This is a genomic window from Chryseobacterium sp. GW821-FHT04C04, from assembly GCF_059420365.1.
Genome location: NZ_JBWKTO010000001.1, coordinates 1139620 through 1164265, shown reverse-complemented (window position 1 = coordinate 1164265; position 24646 = coordinate 1139620). Strand labels below are relative to the sequence as shown.

The window sequence follows — 24646 nt, the reverse complement described above, 5'->3', positions numbered from 1 at the left end:
TACAGGATACTTACTGCCTTAAAAAACACTTGAATCATGCTAAAAAACTACTTATTGCTTTTTTCTTCCGTTATAGGAAGTTGTTTAGGGGCGCAGGAACTGCATTCTGCATTACAGCTTCGAAACAGCCATTTGTGGCGTGGAATTGAAGTCTCTGCAGGATTTATTTATACCGGAGACATACATCTTGATTATAAGAATTTTTATGCCGGATTCTGGGCAGGTGGCAATTTTGATGGCTCCTATAAAGAATTCAATAACTATATAGGATACAAAAACAAGCATCTTACACTGGAATTATGGGATATTTATAACTTTTCACCCGGTGCGGCTTATAACAATAAGGAATTTTTTAACTATTCAGCGAAAGAAACCGGGCGTTTTTGGGATCTAAGATCTTATTATACCATAAGCGATACATTTCCTCTGGTACTCAGCTGGAATACGGTTGTTTTCGGAAGAGACAGAAACAGCGAAAACACAGGTAATAAATATTCGTCATTTGTTTCGGGAGAATATCCAGTGTACACAAAGAATGATCTTGAAGTAAGAGGAAGAATAGGTTATGCTTTTACTTTAGACAGCCATGGTGAAAAGAATAATTTCTTTGCTAAAGAATCAGGATTCAATGAAATAAGCCTTATCATTTCAAAAAGCTTTACCATTGAAGGCTATAAAATTCCCATCGGGATTTGGGGAATGTGGAATCCAGTCAATAATAATGCATTTCTTCAGTTCTCTGTGCAGGCTTATTCATTCTGAAGCAAGGAAATTCAAAATACTAAACCTTTAAAAAACTCAATACATTTAATTACTTTTATATAATGGAACATAAAAAAAATAAAGCAGTCTGTTTCGGTGAAGTGCTCTGGGATATTTTTCCGGGAGAGCAGCGAAGAATGGGAGGTGCCCCTTTTAATGTGGCTTATCACCTTTCCAAAATGGGGGTAGAGGTCAATATGATAAGCAGTGTTGGTGATGATCAGATCGGGAATGACCTTTTGGATAAAATGAAAAACTGGAATATTCCTGCAGATTATGTTCAGGTCAATACGAAGTATCCAACCAGTACGGTAATTGCAACAGTAGATGAAAATAACGATGCTCACTATGATATTGTGGAGGGGGTAGCATGGGATTTTATTGAAACAACCGTGAAAAACCAGGAGATCCTCAAAATAACAGATGCTTTCGTATTCGGAACATTGGCAGCCCGAAACGAAAAATCCAGAAACACATTATTTCAATTGCTTGAAATCAGCGATTATAATGTTTTTGATATCAACCTCAGAGAACCTTATTATGAGGTCGGAATGATAAAAGATTTACTCCACAAAACACATCTTGCCAAATTCAACAAAGCAGAAATGCGTATGATGCTGGATTTTTTAGGAAAAGATTATACCACCGAAGAAGACAGCATAAAATATCTGCAGGATAAGTTTGATCTTAAGGAAATTATGGTCTCAAAAGGAAGTAAAGGTGCCTTATACGCTCAGGGCGATGATTTTTATCTGTATCCCACCATACCAGTTACAGTAAAAGATACGGTGGGGAGCGGAGATTCATTCTTAGCAGGATTTCTTTCCAAAAAATTAGAAAAAGGAAGTACGGTTCATGATATGATGACTCAGGCAGTTTCTCTCGGAGCATTTATTACCTCACAGGAAGGAGCATGCCCTGAATATTCATTAGAAGATTTTATCAGATTCAAAAACGAATATCCAGTATCGGCTATACGCTAAAGCGGTAAAAACACCATTAATTTAAAATGATTCTTGATGAAACATTTGGTAACTTTAACCTATTACCAAAACAAAAGTTATGCATCATCAGGTGGAGAAACATTATGTCAACAGGATAGGCTGGCTTCGGGCGGCTGTACTGGGTGCCAATGACGGGCTATTGTCTACCACAAGTATTGTTATCGGGGTTGCTGCCGCAGCTTCGGAACGTCACATCATTATTCTTGCCGCACTGGCAGGGATGATTGCCGGAGCGATGTCTATGGCAGCGGGTGAATATGTTTCTGTAAGCTCACAGGAAGACACAGAGAAGGCAGATCTGCTTCGTGAAAAATATGAGCTTGAACAAATGCCGGAAATAGAGCTTAAGGAGCTTGCCAAGGTGTATGAGAATCGTGGTTGTACCAAAGAAACTGCTATGCAGGTGGCCATTGAACTTACAGAACATGATGCATTGGGAGCACATGCCCGCGATGAATTAGGAATTAATGAAATCACACAGGCAAAACCTTTACAGGCAGCAATGGCTTCGTTCGGTTCATTTGCAGTGGGAGCATTATTGCCGTTTACTGTTTCTCTTTTAGCTCCTATAAAACAGATGGTATACTTTCAATATGGATTTTCGATCATATTTTTAATGCTTTTAGGAGCTGTTTCTGCCAAAGCAGGAGGTTCCGGTATTAAAATAGCGGTGTTAAGAATTTGTTTCTGGGGAACCGTTGCCATGGGAATAACAGCTCTTGTTGGACGTGTTTTTGGAGTGAATTTAGCCTGAAAATTACAACAGTATTCTTCTGAATAAAAACATCCCATTGTTTGAAAAACAGGTGGTTTTCTCTCTATTTTAATAGTTTGTTTTTTTGCTTTGTTAATGGTAATGGTTTGATTTACAGTCTGTATTTTACCTAACGAGTGTTAGTCGTAAAAGTACTACACTTTTTCAGATTTATGCTGAAATTTTATTTTGTTATGATCAATACTTCTAAATTTGGTGATATAACAAACATCAAATTATAAATATTTAACGATTAAAATTTACCATCATGGCAGAAAGAAATTCAAGAGGAATCTTAAAATTCAACAACGGCGAAGGACAAAAGCTGTTAAAATTGAACTACAGCGTATCGAGAGCTACAGACGTATCAGGACGTGTAGCATCAGATCCTTCCAATGCTCTTATCAAGATTACAGTAGAAGCTACTGAAAAATCTGACATCCTTGAAAGTTTATTGAACGGAAAATACAAACCTACAGTAGGAGAGGTAACTTTCAATAAATCTCACGAAGAAGGTACTTTAACGACATTGAAATGGACAAACGGGTATGTAATTCAGCATGAAGTAGATTTCGATGCTGTAGATGAAAACAGTATGTACATCAGTTTTGTGATAAGTGCAGAACAGATCGAGCTTGGAAATTCATCTTATGACGGAGCTTGGCCTGGATCTCAGGGATAAAATCTTTTAACATTCACCCCTATAAAAGCAGAATGGTACATCCCTTATAAGGATCGCTATTCTGTTTTTTCGTCAGTGATTGTTTCCTATAATAAGGAATGATGATTACACTAAGATTAAAAAATAAAGCTGATCATGTGAATTTTATATTGTGAAAAATTGATAACTTTATAGGAAAGCCATTTATTTTTAGATTTTTTTCAAAATAAAACGATCACCAAACACTCTCATAATATGAATAAAAACATTTCGAATTCCGAGAAGATTTCGGAGAATCATATTCCTGGAATCAACCGTGTGGTGAAACTGGATATTGTGATTGAAGGCAAGATGATAAAGCACTTCAAGCATTTCCGTTTACAGCAAAGCGTAAAAAAACACCATAATTTTGAACTTACATTAGCCCATGATACTCTGGACGGCGTACAAAATCATGACCTGGAAGAGGCTCAGCAGTTTTTAGGAAAGCGATTAACTGTTGTTTTTAAATATAAAAACGTAGAAGGAAGTCCGGAAAGAACCTTTGTAGGAGTCATTACAAAAGTAGGATTCAGCCAGGAAAATCATCATCTTGGTAATATCGTACTGAAAGGGTACAGTCCTACTATTTTATTGGATGCCGCACTGCATACTCAAAGTTTTGGGGGTGATAAGCCTGTGAATATGGGGATCATTGCTGAGGAAGTTATCAAGCAGGGAATAGAAAGCAGTAAGTTTGATGTAAAGGTGAATGCAAAAGCATCTTCCCAGATTCTCTACAGCGCCCAGTATAATGAGACCCACTACAATTATCTCTGCAGAATGGCAGAAGCCTATGGCGAGCAGTTTTACTATGACGGTGAAATACTGCACTTCGGGAATATGCCCCCTCAGAACAAATCCCTTGAATTAATATACGGAAGCAATGTTTCTGATGTGAGCGTAGAACTGAAAGCAGTACACATCAAGCCCCATTTTTATGGATATAACAGCAGCTCCAATACGAAACTGATTTCCGGAGAAACCCCTATAAAACATGTTGGCAATCTTGCCCAAACTGCTTATAAAAATAATGAAGGAATATTCAAAACACCTTCATTACAGGTAGCTCCTATGAAAGCAGCAACCGATATGGATGTAGTCATTTCCCAAACAAGTACTGCCGGCAGCAAGGCTGTAGAGGTTTTTACGGTTTCCGGAGGAACTACTATTCCGTTTTTATATCCAGGATGTGTCGCTGATATCAATATGCGGAGAACCGATACCAATAAAACCGCTTACTTCACCAAGCTGATGATGACGGAAGTAATCCATGAAGTGGATACGCTGGGACGTTACACAGGAAGATTTGAGGCTATTGCTTCAGACACGGGATATATTCCAACCCCCGATTTTACCATGCCCATTGCACAACCGCAGGTCGCCACAGTAATATCTAATACAGATCCGCTGGGACAAGGCAGGGTTACTGTAAGATTCGACTGGCAGCTGCATGATACAACCAATTTTATCAGAATGATGTCCCCTGATGCGGGAGGTACAGATCAAATTACTCAGAACAGAGGATATGTAGCAATACCAGAGGTGGGAGATCAGGTGATGGTAGGTTTTGTCCACCACCATCCGGACCGCCCTTTCGTAATGGGAGGAATGTTTCATGGTGGGACTGCTTTAGGAGGCGGGGTAGATAACCATTTGAAATCAATACAAACCAGAAGCGGAATTCGAATTTTAATGAATGATACCGAAGGAAGTGTAAACATTATAGATCCAAGCGGGAACAATTATTTTATGGATGGAAAAGGAAATATTACCGTTACTGCTCCTAAGAATATGACTTTTAATGTAGGAGAAGACCTGGCGATCAATGTAGGAAAGGATATGAAAACAAGCGTAGGAAACGATAATGCCATTAATATTATCAATGATCATAAGTTTTCCTCAAAAAACTATAAGCAGACGGTCAATGAAAATAAAACGATCAATGTGACAGGTGATCTTAAAGAAACCACTTCAACAACAACTCATAAAGCGAAAAACGGAGATATTTTACTGCAGAGTTCAGGGGTCGCCAAAATGCTGGGTAAAATAGATGCTAAAGTGAACAAAGGATAAAGATGCTGAAAAAATCGCTGATTCCCCTTTTTTCACCTTTATTAGGGGTGTAGGAGTAATGACCCGTAATTTTTTTAAGGTTGTAAGATATTAATAATGAATAAAATAATAAAATACCTGTTAAGCTTTTTATTTTTCACCCAGATCTCGTGTCAGGAAAAGAAAGAACATCAAAAAACTAAAACTATGACAAAATACGAATGGACTGAAGGAACTTCTGCCCCCTTAGGATATCCTATGGAAGTATACAAAGGAGGAATAGAGTGTGAAGGTGGAGAATGGGTAGGATTAAGTTTTGGGATAGTATCTGGAAATCATGGCTGGGGATCCATTAATAATGGTATGAGCAATGGTTTCAAAAGCCTGCCAAAGCGGTTAGATTTTATCTGGATGTCTTATATGGAAAATCAGTTTTACCAGATAGATACCGATATCGATACCGAGATGGTAAGAAAATATTTTAGCAAAGGGTTTGAAGTAAAAGGAGCAAGCGGAAAAGGACAACATTTAAACTACGATGTTATTGCTGTAGGGATGGCACCCGGAGGAGTGGTCGTTGTTTGGGTGGCTGGAATTGGGTGGCAAAAAGAAATAGGGAGGTATCAGGGTAAAAAAGTAACCATTCCGGAATCAGAAATTGCTAAGCTCGACAGCCATGAAAACCGATTTTGGCGCAAAGATTATTTGGAAATGGTACATACACGAGAACAGATTATTCCAAAAAAAATACAGGAAGAAAACAAAGGAAAGCCTATACCATTGGGTTTATGGGATGTTTATAGAACAAGGTTTAGTTGGAAAGCCGTTTTTGAACTCCCGGAAAATGCAAAATTAAACCCGCTAAGAGATGTTGGGATTACTATGATAAATGGTGAAAAAGAACAATTTGATGCGGCAAAAAATCCTTTATCAGACTATGATGTTAGAGCAATTCCTGGTTCAATCTCAATGTCAGTATTAGATAAAGATAATAATAGATACGGAGCAGCATGTAACTTGGATGAAAAATCCAGCTTTGACGCTTTTAACAGTGTTTTTGGAGATAATCCCAAAAGTACCAAAGCAGAATTAGTCATAAAAGTGAATGAGGCGTTTAGCTTTTTTACGGTAAAGCTAAAAGGGGAAAATGGGAAAGAAGCTTTTATTAAGACAGATACATTAGAAATATTTAAGTCGAAAAAGAAAAATTAAGAGAAGTCTCAAATTTAGGATTATGGGAAAAACATTTGTGTACAATACTGGAAATTATGCACCTCCTATTGATGAACTGCATTTGGAGGTAGGTGTTTTCTTTGACGGAACTTTGAATAATCTTAAAAATACTGAGCTCCGTCAAAAATATAAGGATGGCAAAAACAAAATTGAAAGCACGGATTCTGAAGAGGAAATTTTACGAAAAGAAAAAGCGATAGAAGATACGACTGAAAAACAGGAAGATGAGTATGATGATTTAGATGATAAAAAAAAACCAGATGCCGGGTCCGAATATGAGCAGTATCTTAAAGGGATTCATAGGAGCCGTTTAGATAAAATGGGGGTTGATAATAGTTTTAGCAACGATTTTACCAATGTTGCCAGATTGTATAAGTGTTGTGAACAAACTAATTATGCTATTTATATAGAAGGTATTGGGACGCTGGATAACCGCAGAGATGTTGATGACGGCTTCCAATATGGATCGGGTATAACAGGGGTAAGAGGAAAAGTAAGAAAAGGATGTGAAAAACTGGCGGATAGAATTAAAGTGATCATCAGAGATAGTTTAAATGCGGATAAACAATTTACAAAAATATATATAGATACTTTCGGATTCAGTCGTGGAGCAGCCGCCGCAAGGAATTTTGCTTACGAAATCAATGGTAAAAAAAGAACAGTAGATGTTGAGATAAAAAAATCGCGAAAGATAGTAGGATATACTCAGATGGATTCTCCCGAAGGACCCATTACGATTCCAGAATATGGAGATATGTGGATAGATAAGGATAAAATAGAGGTAGATCCTAATTATCTTGTGGATGGAAAGCTTCCTAAATTTGGTTTTCTGGGATATTATCTTTTAAGTAAAGATGTAGTGACCCAAGAAGAATTGGAAGAGCTAGAATTGTATGTCCGTTTTATTGGGGCGTATGATACCGTATCTTCTTATGAAGAATATGGTGATATGGGAGGATTGAGACGTGTGGGATGGGAAGGAATGAAGCATTCTACGTTAGGATCTAGTTACAATTTTGGAGATGATGTCGAACAGTTACAGTTGCTGAATCCTGGACCTTATTCCAGAGCAGTTCATTTTACAGCAGGCAATGAACATCGGGAAAATTTCTCATTAACCAGTTTTCCGGGCAGTATTGAAAAAGAATTTCCGGGAGTACATTGTGATATTGGCGGAGCTTATGAAAACGGAAAAGAAACAGTAGATGAAATAGAAACGTCTAATCATAAACCCGTGTGGTTCTTAAACAAGCGCAGACAGCAATTGATTGATGAACATTGGTATAATGAGGACCAAATTGAAATTAACAATAGTTTCCTCAATGTTATTACGATGGGAAGTGTATACCGTAAAATCACAGGAATCCGTTTCCTGAGAAAAGAATACAGTTATATTCCGCTCCATTTCATGGAAGAACAAGGTAAAGACCAGTATGACCATCAGATGATTGCAAAAACAGAAATAAGCTATTCTATAGAGCACGACCCATATCTGCCTTCAGCAAAAGATCTTTTGCATCATTATGTCTTTGAAGATGGCAAAAAATGGAATTTTAAAACAGATGAGGTCGTTGAAAAAGAAAAACAGGAAAGAGCAAGAGAAAGATTAGAAAATCCAGAACCTGTACAAGCGCCCATACCTGATGAAGTGATTGATAAAGATGGTAATAAAATTAAAACAAAAACACTGCAGGAGGTTGTGGTTACTGCCTATCATCCTCAGACCTTATTGAGAATTATGCGTAACAAATATCTTCATTGGTCGGCAAACAGAGACTGGATGGGAATGGATCCCAATAGTAATTATGAAAGAATAGTATATCCCCTGAAATAATGTTTACGCTGCTTGAAAATCTTCATCAGAAAATATATAGGCTTGAAACCATTGTAAAGGAGCAAAGAAACCCGGTTTATGCTATTACAAAAAGCTATGCCCGGCAGATTGAAGTGTATTATCTTGGAAAAACTAAAGAAGATCATCAATTTCAGATTCTGGTGGTTGAGTTCGATTTTTCGGATCAGGATACTGCCATGGGGAAATTTATAAAAAAAATCAGTTACCTGTTTGATGAACTGGAATGCTGGGTTGATAACGAAGGGAATATTACCGCAGTAGATAATCTGCTTTTCTTACGGTTAAGATGGGGCAACATTCAGTCTGAATTATCAAAAACGCATAAAGGGGAAGCTATAGATAATTATTTCAATCAGATTAGCAGCCTATTAGAAAATGAAGCAAAACTGATTGATTTTCTGACAGGGTATAATATGTTCGGTTTGCTCTTCAACGGTTTGCTGGAGTCATTCGATACCAAAAGAAAAAGAATATCTCCGGACGGATTTACAGAGATCATGACTCCTGAAAAGGATGGAGAGAAAATGATTTTAAAAGTTTCTGCGCAAAACCTGGAACAGACAGAAATCGATGATTTCAAAGGAATATTTATCTGCAAAGGAAACCAATATGAAGAAGGTTTTATAGAAATAAAGAAACAGAATTTTCATTTAAAACATTCATTATTATGGATAGGTTAAATAACGAAGGAGAAGGAAATGCTCCGGAAACTCAAACTCAAAATACGGCACAGGATACTGATAAAATGAAAGCTGATAATAAGCAGAAGATGGAGGAGAAGCGTGCTGAAAATGAGGAGAAAGATAAAGCAGAAGATGGGTTAAAAGTTGTCATAGATACTGCAACTCTGGAATGTACATTATGTACTGTTCCCCAGGGAATTATGAAAGTGAATTATGATACTCCAACGATACAGGAAAAGAAAACCGCAACAGTAAAAGAAAGGGGACCGAAAAGTTTAATTTTCACAGGAAACTGTAAAAAGAGTCCACAAATGGCAGCACCATGTGCTTCTGTTATGAATGTAAGAGACTGGCAGGATGTAGGTACCTATCTTTCTCAGGAACAATTTATATTGTTACAGAAAAGTACCATTCCATGTACTTATGGAGGTGTAGATATTAAAATTATCGATAGCGGACAAATTCATCAGCCGGAAACCGTTGATGCCGCCGGAGCTCCCATCCCTGAATCAAAAGAAAAGATAAATGGCTATTTTTATAATTATAATGGAAGTTTTGAAGGAAATGTAAAAGGGCAGAAAAAAGGAAATGAAAATGATGTATATGCCTGCGAAGGAAAAGGGGCGGAAGAAGATATTTACAAAAGTCCTAAAAAGCTAAATATTGTACATAGTGATTTTCAGAAAGTGTGTAATATTATTAAACATGAAGGTCTTTCATCAGAAAAAGAAGAATATTTATATATAGCACATACAAATTATAATGAAGCAAAGAGAGTTGGAAAAACAATGTTCCAGTTATTAAACTCCAGTTATTCCAGTGTGGATGCTAAGGATAAGGTTGAGATGAAAACTTCAGAAAAAGATACCATTTCTTTATATTCCAGAGCGGGGGCAATTGATGCTCTCTTAAGAGACGTGGATGAGGTTAAAAATGATCCTACCGATAATGCAACACAATGGGATGGCGAAGATTTTCTTGCTTGGGGTATTGATACTGACTTAAAACCTGACAGTACCACAAAATACGGTCATAATAAGTTTGATGAGTATGATTATATAAAAATAAGTAAAAGCCTGTATGATTCGTTTGAAAGTAAAATAACTGGAAGAAGAGGATCAACTTTAGCTTATAACTCAGTTCATGAAGAAGGTTGTGATAAAGGGACACATACACACAAAACGGTAAAAGGGAAAAATAAAGCAATTTATTCTCTCCCAAATGATGATTTTGCAAAAAAAGACTATTGGACAACAGGTGATTTTTATTATAAAAATGGAACAAAGAGATCCTTTGGTCTGGAAGCAACCCGAGTTGCCGGATATACTATATTTTGGAAAAAAGTAAAAGTTTAATTAATGAGAAAATTAGCATATATATTATTCATTTTGGCAGTGTTTCATACAAATGCCTGTGCACAAGCGCCTAAATCATATATTATCACTCATATTGTTAATAAAACGATTGATAAGGGAGAATATGTCGATGATAAAAGAATTGATAAAAAAGATAAGATAAGTACAAATAACCTTATTTATATATTCAGTCCAAAAAAAGACAGTATTGCTTTTTACAGATTTACCGACTCGCAGGTATCAGAAAAGAAAGTTCCGGATGTATATACTTTAAAGAAAAACGAAAATACTCTTTTGTTAACCTTTAAAAGCGAGAGTTATACAAATAAACTTAAAATTGCTTTTAATGAAAAAGATAAAACAATTTTAGTGGGAGACAAAGATGTATTTTATTTAAATGGTCCTTATTTTAGCTATTTGCAGAAAAACGTTAAAGAGTATTTAAACATTCCAGATCTTATTGATTTTTTGGAAGACTTCTTGCCGGGATATAATCTTGGTGATTTAAAATATATCTCTTCATATGAAAAGTATAAACATAAAGACTTTAAAATATTAGAAGGCTATATGGAGTCCTATAGAACCCAGGCAAGTGATTATCTGGACAAATGGAATCTGAAATTTTTATATGATGATAAAGGAATGCCAAAATATGTTGTAAAAGAATCTATGGAAGGAGATCAGGAACTGGAGAAAAAAATGATACCATCCGATAAAGGATTTTTGAAATATACTCAACATACCAATATTGAAAGCAGGCTTATCACCGACAGTGAAATTTTTATAGATCCAAACAAAAATGTATATGATGAAAAAGTGACTTCAGTTCAGGTAGGATTAGGAAAAGAAACCCGATATGAAATTAAACATATTTCTTATAAAAAAATTCCTACTAACGTGTTTAAGCTAACTTCTAAGAATGTTTCCAAAGTCATTTCATCAAAGTAAGAAATTTCTTTGTTTAGTTATAAAAAAGAGTAAAAGAAAATGATAAAATCGATCTTCTTATTATCCTTATTGCTTCCATACTTTTTATATTCTCAAAGTATTTCCGGGAATTATTTTTCTGTGAGTTCTAAATGTAAAATTTCCTTGAAAATTGACACAATGAATCATTTTGTTTTTGACATTAACAAAGGTAAAAGAATACGAGGAACCGTAAGATTAGCTAAAGAAAGTAAGGTGACATATTTAAATTTTAAGAATGGTATTGGTGGAATGTTTTCTAATGATACAATCTTTATTCAAAATTCTGGTAATTCTATGAATCCGTACTTACATTTTAAAGAATGTAATGAAAATTTCATTCATTTAGTAAAGAAAAGATTACCATACAATTAAACTCAAAAAGACTATAAAGCCTTTTAATACTATTTTCTTTTAAAATTCAAACTAAATATGAAAATATTCTTTTAAAAGTGTATTTTACATCACAAATTCAAGTAAATGAAGAATATTTTTATAGTGTTTTTTGTGATGGCTATTCATTCGACGATTTACGGCCAAAAAGATAACTATACCTATTTTATGAAGACCTGGAATTTCATAAAATATTATCACCCTGATGTTGCTGGCGGCAAAAAAGATGCTGACAGTCTGTTTTTGGAAACTGTCGGGAAAGTGAATGAAAAAACAAATGAAAATTCAATCATCACTCTTTTGTCAGGAAATCTAAATAATAAGTTTTCCAGCACTCCAGTTACTGATCATCCAAAAGATATATTGTCTGTCAATCAAAACTTTAAATGGTATCAGAAAAATAAAAACATCAGCCCGGAAAATAGAACATTATTGAATGATATCTACCATCATAGATTCATTACTGAGGTCGAAAAGAAAGATAAAATAGCTGATTCTAAAACAAACGAATTCAAAAAAGATGAAAATCTCCCATTAGCATACCGCTTGCTGGCATTAGCAAAACTACAAGGGACTATTGACTATTTGTATCCCCACAAGTATCTGATGGATAAAAATGCTGAAACCTATTTCTCGAATTGGGTAGATCAGACTATCCGTTGTACTTCAAGAAAAGACTTTGAGATCATTCTGGCAAAAGTAGTTTCTACAATGGAAGACACCCATTCTTTCAGATTTTATGATCAGCTGAATTATAAAAATGCAATTTTCCACCGGTTATATTTTCCACCTTTCGATTATGTGCTGATGAATGATCATGTATTGGTTACCCATCTTCTATTACCTGAAATCTGTTCCAAAGCCAATATCCATGTGGGAGATAGAATAACGAAGGTCAATGGTAAAAGCATCCGTGAGATTATTAAAGAAAAGAGAGAGCTATTTTCCACTTCCAACCCTGAAACGTTTTTGTATCTGATTTCGGATTTTCAGAAAAATCTGATCTGGCCTGATGATCTGGCTCGTAAAAATTTAGAGATACAGTCAAAGGATAATAATACCCATCTTGCAGACACAGAGTTTGTTAATTTTTCAGATAAACAACAGCGAGCTATTGTGACGGAATATATCCAGAACAAAGCCCGTTTGAAGCAGCAGTATACAATAGAGCATAAAGATATTGCCTACTTTAAAATCCATGATGTTTTTGCTTTCACCAATAATATTCCTGATGATAAGCTGGATGAGCATATGGATTCTATTTTCAAAGAAGCATCATCGAAAAAGGTTATGGTCTTTGATATGAGAGGATATCCGGACTGGGGCGGCTTTGTATTTCATTATGTCTACAAGTATTTCTCCCCTGTGGAAAACCATTTTGGAAAATATTATAAACCCAATCCAAAAAATATTGGAACTTATATTCCCATCAGTTATGAAGAATTTGGAACTTACTATCCTGATCTTAAAAATAAAACCATTCATCCTTATAAAGGTAAAGTTTTTATGATTGTCAACCCAGAAACCCTTAGCATGAGTGAGTGGAATACAATGAATCTTCAGAATATTTTTCCTCAGGCCCAAACTATTGGTCAAAGAACAGCAGGAGCAGATGGGGATATCAGAACGATAAAACTCCCCGGAGGCTATGATCTTGAATTTACAGGCAATGGTATTTTCTATTACGACGGTTCTCAAACCCAAAAAATAGGAGTAAGAATCAATGAATATATAAAGTATTCTGATGATGACATTCTTCAGAAGAGGGACCTTGAACTTGAGAGGGTTTTGAAAGGACTTGACTAAAGATATGAGGAAGGTGAAGACTAAAAGATATTTCTTTTTACACAGATTATTTACATGAAAAAGTAAGAACACTTACAAAGCGCAGGTGTTCTTACTTTTTTATTTGTGTTGATAGAATTTTGCCTGATAAGAGGTAAATGGAAACTTTTTTACCTGTTTTTATTTTGTTTGAATGATTAATCAATACGAACTACAGTAATTGTAAAAGGAGCTAGAATAGTCGTTGGATTCGGTGTTGACCCGAAAGATAGGGCTTGAAATGAAAGAATCTGGCCTGCGTTCATTTTTACTAAAGTAGAATTAATACAGGTAACGAATGATGAAGCTCCGTTGGCTTCAGGTAAAGTAACTTTAGTATTGGTAAACGACTGCTGAACTCCGTCCAAACTGATCTGGGCATATCCTAAATAACCATCTCCATCATCTTCTGATGCTGCTCTTTGAGGATAATTAATGCTAAAATCAACCTTATACAATCCTGTAGAAGACGGTATGAAACTATTTCCCATCATTTCACTAAGATTGTCAAAATTTTTAGCGGAAGGGACCGTATTGGTAAAAGTATTGTTTGATGTAATCGATACTGTTCCGGTACCTCTTGCAGCACTGATGGTCGTTGAGTTTTGTAATTGTACAACGCCGGTACCGCTTATTGTTAAACTGCCTGTAGTTCCTGAAGCTGGCTGCAGCCCTTCAAGTCTTATAGGGTTTATAGCATTGATATGAAGTTTATTGGTTGCAGCGGAAGTCCCGATTCCAATATTTCCTGATATGGGATTGATTCTCATTCTTTCGACTAAACCTCCGCCAACAGAGTTTCCAATATAGAAATGCTCTTCTGAACCATTGGTAAGTGTTGCCCCTGTACGGACAGATCCTACTGCCCAATTGGCTCCTCCGGAAGAAGGCCCGTTATTGGTAAAACCTAGTAACGAATAATTTCCCGTAGCCAAAGGAGAAGTGTTTCTTAAAGCTACAATTCCGTATTGGTTTGTTCCGGCTGTAGCATCAATCAGATTATATCGGTTTAAACTTGGAAGAGTAGAAACTACATGAAATTTTGTCTGAGGGGCAGCAGTTCCTATTCCTATTCTGTCATTAGCCCCATCCACTGAAAACGTAGACCCGCCAACTGAAAAACCGTTAGTAGTTGTCGTAGTGAATGCCAGAGAATGGGCATCTTGTGTCACCACTCTGTTTCCTGAAAGACTCCCGTCTATATTATAAAGGTTCATTGAAAAGGGAACCCATTGGAATCCAGTAAAATAGTAATATCCAATATTATGAATACTGCCAACCTCTGCTACACTTGGGGGTGGGGGTACACCGATAGGATCAGTGATGTCTGTGATATAAACGAAGGCTCCTGTTTGTGCAATTCCGTAAGTTCCCGGATCTTTATCTGCTAACTGTTGTTTAGAAATTCTAGGAGGTAGAATACCATCTTTCATGCTTGTACTTGTAGATCCGGTAACATCTAAAGTTGCCTGTGGATTGGGTGTATTGATCCCTACCTGTGCATGTGCCATCACTACTATGCATAATAATGCGATCAGAGAATAAAATTGTTTGATTTTCATGTTGCTGGTTATTTAGTTTTTAATTTCTTGTCATTGTTTTTAATTGATTGTGTTTTTAGAAAATGTATTTCAGTAAGTGTCTGTAAATCAAGGGTACAAATTTATTCTAATTTTGAAATTTATGCGATACGTAGAAATACTGCATTTTTATACAATAATATCTACAGAAGTAAAAAGGGGAAAAGAGTAGGATAACAGACGTTTTGAGTTTTTCGTTTATAATGGCTAGCTGCCAAATTTGTGAAAACAGAGTTTTGAATGTCATTATTTTATCTAACCTTTTGTAAAAGTATAGCTAATTCTATTCTATAAATCATTTGGGTTTGATGGCAAGTTATTTAATAATGATAAAATAATAAGAGGAAATATAAGATTGTTGTTGAATGATTTTGAAAAAAAGTAAGCATATAAAATAATTATAATTAGACTCAATTTTTGAAGAACACGAAGTTTATTTTGAATTCCTTTGCGATGAACATCTTCGTAAATAGGCAGGTTATAAATACAATATCAAAAAACGATCTGTAATTTTCAAAAAATATTGACGTAAGCAGATTTTTTAGATAAATGCAATTCATATATTTGGATGTTATCTGCTACTAGATTTAAACAAACGGAAAAAAATAAGAATATGGCTTGGATTCCAATTTATTTAGAAAAAAAAGATATAAAAATCTTAAATGAATTTTTAAATTTAGAAAAAGATATTGCATTCTTAGTATCGACTGGAAAAAATGAATGGATTGCAAAATCTCAATGGGATATTTTGAATGATATTGAAAAAGATCAATTTTTAGGAGAGGAATGCATTCCTAAAACATGTCAATATTCTTTATGGCATATTCCTAGCGGAAAACTACCGATTGAAAATGAAAATCAATTTATTGAAAATCCATGGAATGGTTGGATAGAAAACTCACCAAGTCAAAGAAGAACTCCATATTTTGGCACAAGTTGTACTAAAATTTTTCGCTTAACAATACAAATTGATGATAAGGAAACTCCGATTTCAGGTATTGAATGGATAAGAAATCATTATAAAATTATTGGAACTGAAGCCGAGAAATCCACAGATAAGTTCTGGAATAAATTGAGAAGGTTTATTAAGAAAAATTCAAATCAAATTCCACGTTGCAATCATATTGAAGGGAAACCTGAAATTTTTGCGTTTATAAATGCTTACAAAGAAATATCAAATGGAAAAAATTGTGCGCTAAATCCATAGATTATCTTGCCATGCGTAAATTTGAAAGTTATCTTCAATATCACAAAATCCTTATTCCAAATGAGAATTCCACTATTTTTATTGATGTCATTTTTAATATTTTCTTGCAAAGAAAAACCAGAATTAAAAATGGATATTAAAACTGTGAATATAAATTTAAATCGAAATAATAATCAATATTTAAAAGAATACCATCCTGAAAAAATTGGTCAAGAAGTCGAAATTCAATTTATAAAAAATAAAAATAATAATAAATTATATGGAATTATGAGTTGCTCATTCAATAGCAACTTCATACTTGACAACGATGATTTTTCGTTTGAAACTTTTAAATGTGATTCTAACTTTCCCGTATATATAAAGTTTGAAAAAAATACTTCTGAAAAATATAAATTACTGGTGACAAAAAACCATAATTCAAAAAGTAATTATTTCAAAATTGGATATAAAAAAATTTTTTTTCCAAATAAATATTATTCTTTTAAATCTTACTGGGAAAAAGTCGAAAACAAAAAATATGAAATTCTATGGAGCGAACCAATAAAATTTGAAATTAAATAATAAAATATACTGCAGATAACAGTATATTGACAAAATGCGAAGTTAATTACAAAATTGAATTATTTGAAACATTGGTATGCCTCTAATTTCACACTGTTTTATTTAATTTTAGCAATCTTAAAAAGCATCGACTTCATTTGTTCGAAAATTGAACCATCACCCATTTTTATCCCACACTTAGACAATACCTCTTCCGTTTGATATGGATAAAAACTAAGTCTCAAAAAACGATTTATAAATTAGATAAAAAAATCAGCCGCCCGTTTAGCTACCCTAAAAATAAACCTCTGAAAATCAAATGATTTCAGAGGTTTTTTGTACCCATAACCGGAAGAAATATCGAAACGTTTAGTATTTTTGTTCTTATGAGTTCTGCAAACCAGATTGTAAAAGTTCAAAACAGTTTGATTTGTGAAAATTTTTTCCAATTTTCGAAATGAAAAAGTTAATTGTGAATAGTATTATTTGATCTGACAAATTCAATAATAAATACTCTATATACAGCATTTATTACTTTATAAAGGAGTGTAAATTATGGACATTATTGCAGTTTTTTCATTAAAAGAATTAGGATCTCCGGTATTGACCTGACATTTTATAGTATCTCCCTGCTGTAATTTTAATGACAAAACTTGGTTAACCGTGTATTGATTGCCAGATAAAACCAGCCCTCCTGAGCTTTGTGTATAACCAGTAGTTACAATAGCGAAACTCGCACTGGAACCAGTAAAGTTAGATAAAAGAATACTTGCTGAAATCTGATAAACCCCGGGAGTTTGTACTGTAAAAGTATTTGTAGATGAATTCCATGTGCCCAGACTAGGTGAAGGGCTGATGTCCACAGTATCAAAAATAACAGTATTTATTACTTGTCCACCTAGGAATGGAGTAGGATTAGGGGTGTTAAGTTTCACACTTAATACTGTTTGAGGGATTTTTAGATTGGCTGTTAATACATTAGGATTAATTTGTGATACATTACCGTTAGTATCAGAAATCAGAAGATTTGAATTGTTTATTGCAGTAGCTTGAGGCAATACCCTGATTCTTGTCTCTCCATTTACATCTAACGTTTTCGTTGGTGTATTTGTATTAATCCCAACTTGTGAATGAAACATATTAACAAATAATAGTGTTAATAGTAAAATAAAATTTCTATTCATGATATGTAAAATTTTGAATTAGCAAAATTGAATACAAAAATCAATTGATTTTTGTATGTTGAGCCTTCTTTTAAATGATGGCTGTTCGTTTAAAGTTTTATTATAGTTGTGCTTGTAGATTTTCCTTTCACCTCTAATGTAGCGTAATGCATTTGGGTGTTGAGTCCTATTTGTGGATATAAAGCGTATGAAAATAATACAAAGAGTAATAAATATTTTCCTTGGAAATAATCTTATCTTTAAATTAAACAGATATATCCGTATCCTTAATAGTCAATACCTAATGGTTATTTGACTTGATCTTATATGGGAAGAAATTTTCATTTTTTTATTTTAAAGTTTACGTATAGGCTTGCATATAGAAACAAGAAGATTTAAAATGTTATTAATTACAAAATGTTTTGAATTTAAAAATTCAGCTAAGAGTTTTTGGTTATTAATTGTGCAAGATTACTTTTTTTATTAAAAAATTGCAAAATTTCAAAGTACTCAATTACTACTCTATGATTCGTAATTAAAAATAAAAAATTGATTTTCAAATCATTACGATATATGTGTTCCAATTGTTCCACAGTGTCTCTATTTATTGGTAAAAATGAAAGTTTTCAATTCATCAGTTGTTTATATATCGGTATGTAGTAAAGAACATCTTTTTTCGTTTCTCTCAAAATCAATCTGACGACGATGTAAATTTGGTTGAGGTAATGATTTTATAAATTGAGAAGCGTTGTAAAAAGAATTAATACACTCAGATTAAAATGTACCTTCTTTAAAGAAGCAGAAATTATCATAGTACATGAGTTAGTAATATTGTTATACTAAAACTACCGATTATGGTGTCATGTAGATTATGGATAGGACGAGATTTGAACCTGTAAAACTATATGGATGAATATCAATAGCTGAAATACAGACAGAAATTATACAATATGCTGAAAAGATTTTTAAATATAATTATTTCTTCACTCTCTTTCTGCGTAATCTGGCAAGGGTTTCGGGTGTAATTCCGATGTATGAAGCAATCATATGCTGAGGAATTCTGTTGACAATATGCGGATATTTTTCAAGAAAGTTTTCATATTTTTCTTCCGCGGTAAAACTCAAATTGGCAAGGATCCTACTTTGGGAGACAATCAGACTTCTCTGGATAATATGGCTAACCAGCTGGCTTAATTGAGGAATTTCCAAACAAATATCATCAAAATCAGTCTTCTCTATCAGAATTAATTCTGTAGCTTCTATTGCATCAATATTAAACCGTGAAGTGGTTCCGTTTATCATACTGTCTCGATCTCCTGCCCAGTAGTTTTCAGAGGCAAAATTGATAATATGCTGAGAGCCATTTTCTGCTACAGAAAAAGTTTTCAATAATCCACTACATACAAAGGCATTGTATCGGCAAACGTCCCCTTCCTGCAATAAAAATTGCTTTTTTACTAATTTTTTGGGACTGCATACAGATTCTATCAGGTGAATTTCCTTATTTGAAAGAATAATTTTATCGGTAAGGTATTTGACAAAGATTTCGAACATCGTAATGATAGTTTAAGTTCTTAGATATAATTCACAAATTAAATACAAAGAAATAGAACTTTTTGGTTCTATCATATTTTCCATCCATCAATTAACCTGTTATATGGAAAAAATCCATTAACAGATATCTGCTAATGGATCGTTCAAATGTATTTACTTTTAAAATTGATGAATAAGTTTCTGATTTTTTTAAGCAACCTAAATTTTTGGAACAAAGGTATCTCTTAGGACATTCATATAGTTTTCATCACTTCCTCCATTCCTGATATCAATGAGTGGCTGTAAATCTGAACCGATAACGTAACGCAGTGTATTACTTTCATCAGTAGCTGCCTTAAAAATTGTTTCTGCTACATCAGTAGCCGTAGAACCTCCACTACTATAGATACCCTGAAATACCTCATCCATCTGTTTCAGATAACTTGCATAATCAGTTAATGTTTGATCTTCTGCAAAATTTGCTTTCGTGGTTTGTTCAAAATTAGTTGCAATATTTCCGGGTTCAATGATTCTTACGTTGATATTCTGGGAAGCCAATTCAAATGAAAGAGATTCAAAGAACCCTTCCAAAGCAAATTTAGATGCAGCATAAACCGATACAAGGGGAACCGTTACACGCCCCACTCCTGAGGTAATGCTGATAATATTTCCACTTTTTTGTGCACGAAAATAAGGCAGTAAAGCTCTTGTAATTTCCATAGTTCCAAAAAGATTTACTGAAAACTGCCGATGAATCTGTTCTGAAGTAGTAGCTTCAAAAAGCCCATGCTGTCCATAACCTGCATTGTTCATGAGAACATCAATTTTACCGAAATGAGAAACAGCGGTTTCTACAATTCCGTTGAACGTTTCCGGGTGTTCCACATCAAGTTTCAAAACAAGCATTTTGTCATTGTCTTTTAGAACGTCTTGTTTTTCAGGATTACGCATGGTAGCCACAACATTCCATCCCTGTGCTGCAAAATATTGGGCTGTTGCCTGGCCTATTCCGGATGATGCTCCGGTGATAAAAATTGTTTTATTCATTTAATTAAGTTTTTATATTTTTTTAAATGAGTTGAATCAGGAAAAAAGATTTTTCATAAATTTCATATATTCTTCTTCTGATCCGGATGTCCGCATCTCAATAATGGGCTGGATATCTTTTCCGGAAATATAACGAAGCTTTTTAGTCCCGTCAGTTACTGCATTGTATATTGTAGCCGCAATATCAAGAGGCTCGGAACTGGTGATGGAAGCGTTTTTTCGTAGAGTTTCCATTTTGGAGTTCAAATGCTGAATATATTGAGTATATTCATCTGGTACAGAAGTATCAGCTGTACTTTCTTCCAATGTATGATGGAAATTCGAGGAAGTATTCCCTGGCTCAATAATCTTTACTACAATATTCTGTGATGCCAGTTCATACGAAAGGGACTCAGAAAAGCCTTCCAAAGCAAATTTGCTGGCATTGTACAATGACATCAAAGGTACTGAGAACCGCCCGCTGCCTGAAGTAATATTGACAATCATACCTTCCCCCTGATTTCGGAAAGTAGGCAATATAGATTTCGTAACATTCATCGTTCCAAAAACATTTACTTCAAATTGATTTCTGATCTGCTCATCAGATAAAGATTCAAAAATTCCATATTGGGCATATCCCGCATTGTTGAGCAGCACATCAATGATACCAAATTTTTCAACAGCAATACGGATTGCACTTTCTATACTTTCTATCTGTGTAATGTCTAACGGAGCAATTAAAATATTATGTATCGGCTTTAAATCTTCAGCGTCAGTAACCTTCCGCATGGTAGCAATAACATTCCAGCCTTTCTCAGAAAAAAGCAAAGCTGCCGCCTTACCAATACCACTGGAAGCTCCCGTGATTAAAATAGTCTTTGCCATGCTGTAGGAGATTATGAATTAAATAATTGACGCATGTGTCTGGTAAAAGTCAAATCATCCATGGACGTCCGGTCTTGGATCCAGCTTTCTGCATCCTTTCCTACGACATACCGGAACTGGTCGGAATTGTCTGTAGCTGCCTTGAAAATCTCATCAGCCACCTGTTCAGCAGTTGACATATCTTCACCCATTTTTCCCAGCTTGGCCAATGCAGCTTCACTGAATTCATTGTAACTTGTTAATTCGGGATTTACTGCAAAAAAATTGGCTGAGGTTTCATGGAAAGGTGTGGAGACCCCTCCAGGTTCTACCAGTTTCAGGCTTATATTCTGTGAAGCCAACTCATAAGATAACGCTTCAGAGAAACCTTCCAGTGCAAATTTTGAAGACACATACATTGAAATCAATGGAATGCCGATTCTTCCCCCTGCAGAACTTACGTTGATAATGCTTCCCTCTTGCTGTGCTCTGAAATGTGGAAGAACAGCACGAATTACATTCATAGTTCCAAAAACATTGACACGGAATTGCTTTTCAATTTGTTCAGTTTGTAAAGCTTCAAATAATCCATACTGACCAAAAGCAGCGTTATTTACTACTAAATCAATTTTTCCGAAACGATTTACAGCTTCCTGGATACTATTTTCAATGGATGATACATTCTCCAGATCCAAATACGTTACCAATACATTTTCCAGTTGGTCCAATTCTTTTTCAGCTTCAGGAGTACGCATTGTTGCGGCTACATTCCATCCATTTTGGGCAAAAAGAAGGGCTGTGGCTCTCCCTATTCCTGTGGAAGAGCCCGTAATTAAAACGGTCTTGTTCATATGTGATATTTTAAATTAAAGTTGAGATGGATTTATTCCAAAGTGGTTCTTGAAAGCATATGAAAAATGTGGAAGGGTTTCAAAGCCAACCTCCAGATAGACATCTTTAACTTTCATTTTTTTATTTTCAATTAAATAATAAGCTTCCTCCAATCGTTTCTGCTGCATCCATTTATGAGGAGGCATTTGAAAGAGCTTCTCAAAATCACGTTTAAAAGTTGCCAGGCTCCGTCCTGTTAAAAAAGCAAGCTGCGATAAAGGCACATTGAAACGGAAATGGGTATTCATAAAAGCTTCGAGATTGATTTTCCCCGGCATCCCGAAATGAAATAATATGTTTTTAAACTCTTTCTTATTTCGTAACAGTAAATGAATCATTTCCTTCTTTTTAATGGTGGCTAATTCAGCACTGATTTTATTACCAAACCAGGCTTCAAGTCCTTTAAAATAAGCCTGAATCAGCTCATCCTGTTGTAATGTAAACAGGTTTTCTTTCGGGTTTCCTTCAGAAAATATTTGATGCTGTTCAGAAAATGATTTTAAAAGAGCTTCATCCAGAATAATGGAAATCGCTTCAAAACTCTCTTCCTGATATGGATATTTTACAAATCGGACCAAAGCATTTTTCCTGTACAGTACCACGTCGCCCTTCCTGTATAAATGTTTGGTCGTTCCGTCATAGGCCTCCATTTCACCTGAGACAATGAATGAAATACCATGTTCAGTGATGAATTGTTCACCAGCCTTGCTACTTTTTGTATAGCAATGGCACTGAATACCATGTAAATCTTCTGCCTGTTTCATTGTTGTTTATCTTTTCCACCAATAGGTTGGTTTTGTATATAGATTATTGAGATTTACAACCTCACCAATTAAAGGGGTTATAATAGGCTGCTCCTGTTGTAAAGCTCTTTTGCTTATACGCTCCAAAGGTTCATACCAGGAATGATTGGCCAATACAAATTTAGATGAATGTACTGGAAGCAATACTTTTGCATTCAAATCCCGGGCTGCCTGAATAACTTCTTCGGGCATCATGTGAATATATTTCCAACTCAGATCATATTGCCCGTTTTCCAAAACTGCAAGATCAAAAGGACCAAACTGGTCTCCGATTTCTTTGAAATGCACATCATAACCGCTGTCACCACCTAAATACAGTTTTTTGGACGGAGTCTGCAGGACATAGGAAGCCCAAAGTGTATTTGCGGACCAAATGCTTCGGCCGGAAAAATGACGTGCTGGCGTTACTACTGCCGAAAACCCTTCTCCCAGATCCACTGTTTCCCACCAGTCTTTTTCAATAATCTGTTCCGGCTGATATTCCCAATGTTCCAAATGGGAACCTACTCCTAAGCCAACAATTACTTTTCCTACTTTGTCTTTCAGCTTTATTAATGTCGTATAATCCATATGATCGTAATGATCATGTGAAATAAAAAGGTAATCTATATCAGGCAGATCTTCAGCAGTGGTAACATCGGAGCCTTTGAAAGCTTTGCCACTGCCAGGAATAGGCGATGAACTTCCGCTTAATATAGGATCGACCAAAATATTTTTACCATCCACTTTAAGAAAATAAGAGGAATGCCCCAGCCAGACTAAAGATGTCTGGTCATTTGAAAGCTGTTTCCAGTCAATCATTTTTGATGGAATAACCTCCTTAGGCCTGATTTCTTTCGACTTATCAAAGAAATAATCATACAATGCCACATGCAGACTTTGTGTGATCTGAGGGGTATGATTTCTATTATGAAATTTACCCTCTTTAAACTGTGGTGATTGCTTTATACTTTCCAGTCTTTTGCCCGACGGCCGTTTTCCAAATAGCGGATGCATCATAATGAATATTGCTAATATCATGAAAACAGCAAACACAGTTATAACCCTTTTCAAAGCTTTAGAAACTTTTGTCGCTTTCATCTCTTTTTTCAGTACAAAATTAATACGGAAATAAGTTATAAGGTTTCCTTAAAAGTTCAAATTTAGTTTCCTGTAGAGCTCAAATTTAGAATAACTTATTTAAAATATTGATTATAAAATAGAAGAACCTTCTTTTCTTAACCTACTGATATTTTATTGCAAAAAAGCACTCGAAATAGTATTTTGAATAATAATAAATGAAAATTTTTACACTACCATTTTATCTGTATATGTATTCAATTTCAGAGAAATTATTAGATATCTGTTACATCATACTTGGGTAATAATGTTTTAGCAAGAGAAAAATAAAATAAATAAATTCTTTCCATTTGCCCAACGGTTGAAAATAAATTTTCTACAATCCATCACAAAAAA

The 24646-nt window shown here is 34.8% G+C and carries 21 protein-coding genes; 13 read left to right on the top strand and 8 right to left on the bottom strand.

All coding sequences use genetic code 11. The features are described from left to right. Nucleotides 1-36: 36 nt before the first annotated feature. The 11 genes from AC07UM_RS05230 to AC07UM_RS05180 all read left to right on the top strand — a co-directional run bounded on the left by AC07UM_RS05230 (nt 37) and on the right by AC07UM_RS05180 (nt 13566). Nucleotides 37-762, top strand: a complete 726-nt coding sequence (locus AC07UM_RS05230; RefSeq protein ID WP_494684722.1) for a hypothetical protein — start codon at nt 37-39, stop codon at nt 760-762. A 62-nt stretch (nt 763-824) separates the two neighbouring features. Further along, nucleotides 825-1745 (top strand): carbohydrate kinase family protein, encoded by a 921-nt coding sequence (locus AC07UM_RS05225; RefSeq protein WP_494684721.1) that lies wholly within the window; start codon nt 825-827, stop codon nt 1743-1745. A 79-nt stretch (nt 1746-1824) separates the two neighbouring features. Further along, on the top strand, nt 1825-2520 hold the full coding sequence (locus tag AC07UM_RS05220) for a VIT1/CCC1 transporter family protein (protein WP_494684720.1): 696 nt from the start codon (nt 1825-1827) through the stop codon (nt 2518-2520). 268 nt (nt 2521-2788) lie between these two features. After that, entirely contained in the window at nt 2789-3202 is a 414-nt protein-coding gene (gene tssD / locus AC07UM_RS05215; RefSeq protein ID WP_105702924.1) for a type VI secretion system tube protein TssD, read from the top strand. A 234-nt stretch (nt 3203-3436) separates the two neighbouring features. Continuing rightward, on the top strand, nt 3437-5296 hold the full coding sequence (locus AC07UM_RS05210) for a type VI secretion system Vgr family protein (RefSeq protein ID WP_494684719.1): 1860 nt from the start codon (nt 3437-3439) through the stop codon (nt 5294-5296). A gap of 96 nt (nt 5297-5392) precedes the next feature. Continuing rightward, nucleotides 5393-6487, top strand: coding sequence for a DUF2931 family protein (locus AC07UM_RS05205; RefSeq protein ID WP_494684718.1), 1095 nt, complete (start codon nt 5393-5395; stop codon nt 6485-6487). Nucleotides 6488-6509: 22 nt separating this feature from the next. Beyond that, nucleotides 6510-8342: a phospholipase effector Tle1 domain-containing protein gene (locus AC07UM_RS05200; protein WP_494684717.1), complete on the top strand. Its 1833-nt coding sequence runs from the start codon at nt 6510-6512 to the stop codon at nt 8340-8342. Further along, a complete protein-coding gene (locus AC07UM_RS05195) occupies nt 8342-9043 on the top strand; it encodes a hypothetical protein (RefSeq protein ID WP_494684716.1) in 702 nt (233 codons plus the stop codon). The genes AC07UM_RS05200 and AC07UM_RS05195 overlap by 1 nt, the downstream gene beginning before the upstream one ends. After that, entirely contained in the window at nt 9031-10401 is a 1371-nt protein-coding gene (locus AC07UM_RS05190; RefSeq protein WP_494684715.1) for a DUF4280 domain-containing protein, read from the top strand. The genes AC07UM_RS05195 and AC07UM_RS05190 overlap by 13 nt, the downstream gene beginning before the upstream one ends. A gap of 3 nt (nt 10402-10404) precedes the next feature. Next, nucleotides 10405-11349 (top strand): hypothetical protein, encoded by a 945-nt coding sequence (locus tag AC07UM_RS05185; protein ID WP_494684714.1) that lies wholly within the window; start codon nt 10405-10407, stop codon nt 11347-11349. Between the two features lie 498 nt (nt 11350-11847). Further along, entirely contained in the window at nt 11848-13566 is a 1719-nt protein-coding gene (locus tag AC07UM_RS05180; RefSeq protein WP_494684713.1) for a S41 family peptidase, read from the top strand. A gap of 176 nt (nt 13567-13742) precedes the next feature. On the opposite strand, the gene AC07UM_RS05175 is transcribed toward AC07UM_RS05180, so the two are convergent. After that, a complete protein-coding gene (locus AC07UM_RS05175) occupies nt 13743-15146 on the bottom strand; it encodes a phage tail-like protein (protein WP_494684712.1) in 1404 nt (467 codons plus the stop codon). Nucleotides 15147-15777: 631 nt separating this feature from the next. Between AC07UM_RS05175 and AC07UM_RS05170 the strand changes: the two genes are divergently transcribed. Next, on the top strand, nt 15778-16371 hold the full coding sequence (locus AC07UM_RS05170) for a hypothetical protein (protein ID WP_494684711.1): 594 nt from the start codon (nt 15778-15780) through the stop codon (nt 16369-16371). A gap of 60 nt (nt 16372-16431) precedes the next feature. Beyond that, on the top strand, nt 16432-16932 hold the full coding sequence (locus AC07UM_RS05165; protein WP_494684710.1) for a hypothetical protein: 501 nt from the start codon (nt 16432-16434) through the stop codon (nt 16930-16932). 515 nt (nt 16933-17447) lie between these two features. Here the strand turns inward: AC07UM_RS05165 and AC07UM_RS05160 are convergent. The 7 genes from AC07UM_RS05160 to AC07UM_RS05130 all read right to left on the bottom strand — a co-directional run bounded on the left by AC07UM_RS05160 (nt 17448) and on the right by AC07UM_RS05130 (nt 24271). Beyond that, entirely contained in the window at nt 17448-18095 is a 648-nt protein-coding gene (locus AC07UM_RS05160; RefSeq protein ID WP_494684709.1) for a complement C1q domain-containing protein, read from the bottom strand. Nucleotides 18096-19049: 954 nt separating this feature from the next. Further along, entirely contained in the window at nt 19050-19628 is a 579-nt protein-coding gene (locus tag AC07UM_RS05155) for a Crp/Fnr family transcriptional regulator (protein WP_494684708.1), read from the bottom strand. Nucleotides 19629-19826: 198 nt separating this feature from the next. Then, nucleotides 19827-20654, bottom strand: a complete 828-nt coding sequence (locus AC07UM_RS05150; RefSeq protein ID WP_494684707.1) for an SDR family oxidoreductase — start codon at nt 20652-20654, stop codon at nt 19827-19829. A 36-nt stretch (nt 20655-20690) separates the two neighbouring features. Next, a complete protein-coding gene (locus tag AC07UM_RS05145; protein WP_494684706.1) occupies nt 20691-21518 on the bottom strand; it encodes an SDR family oxidoreductase in 828 nt (275 codons plus the stop codon). Nucleotides 21519-21529: 11 nt separating this feature from the next. Next, the gene (locus tag AC07UM_RS05140) at nt 21530-22348 is read right to left on the bottom strand and encodes an SDR family oxidoreductase (protein ID WP_494684705.1); all 819 of its coding nucleotides are present in this window, start codon (nt 22346-22348) and stop codon (nt 21530-21532) included. Between the two features lie 15 nt (nt 22349-22363). Continuing rightward, nucleotides 22364-23152, bottom strand: a complete 789-nt coding sequence (locus AC07UM_RS05135) for a helix-turn-helix domain-containing protein (RefSeq protein WP_494684704.1) — start codon at nt 23150-23152, stop codon at nt 22364-22366. A 6-nt stretch (nt 23153-23158) separates the two neighbouring features. Beyond that, a complete protein-coding gene (locus tag AC07UM_RS05130) occupies nt 23159-24271 on the bottom strand; it encodes an MBL fold metallo-hydrolase (RefSeq protein ID WP_494684703.1) in 1113 nt (370 codons plus the stop codon). Nucleotides 24272-24646 lie beyond the last annotated feature (375 nt).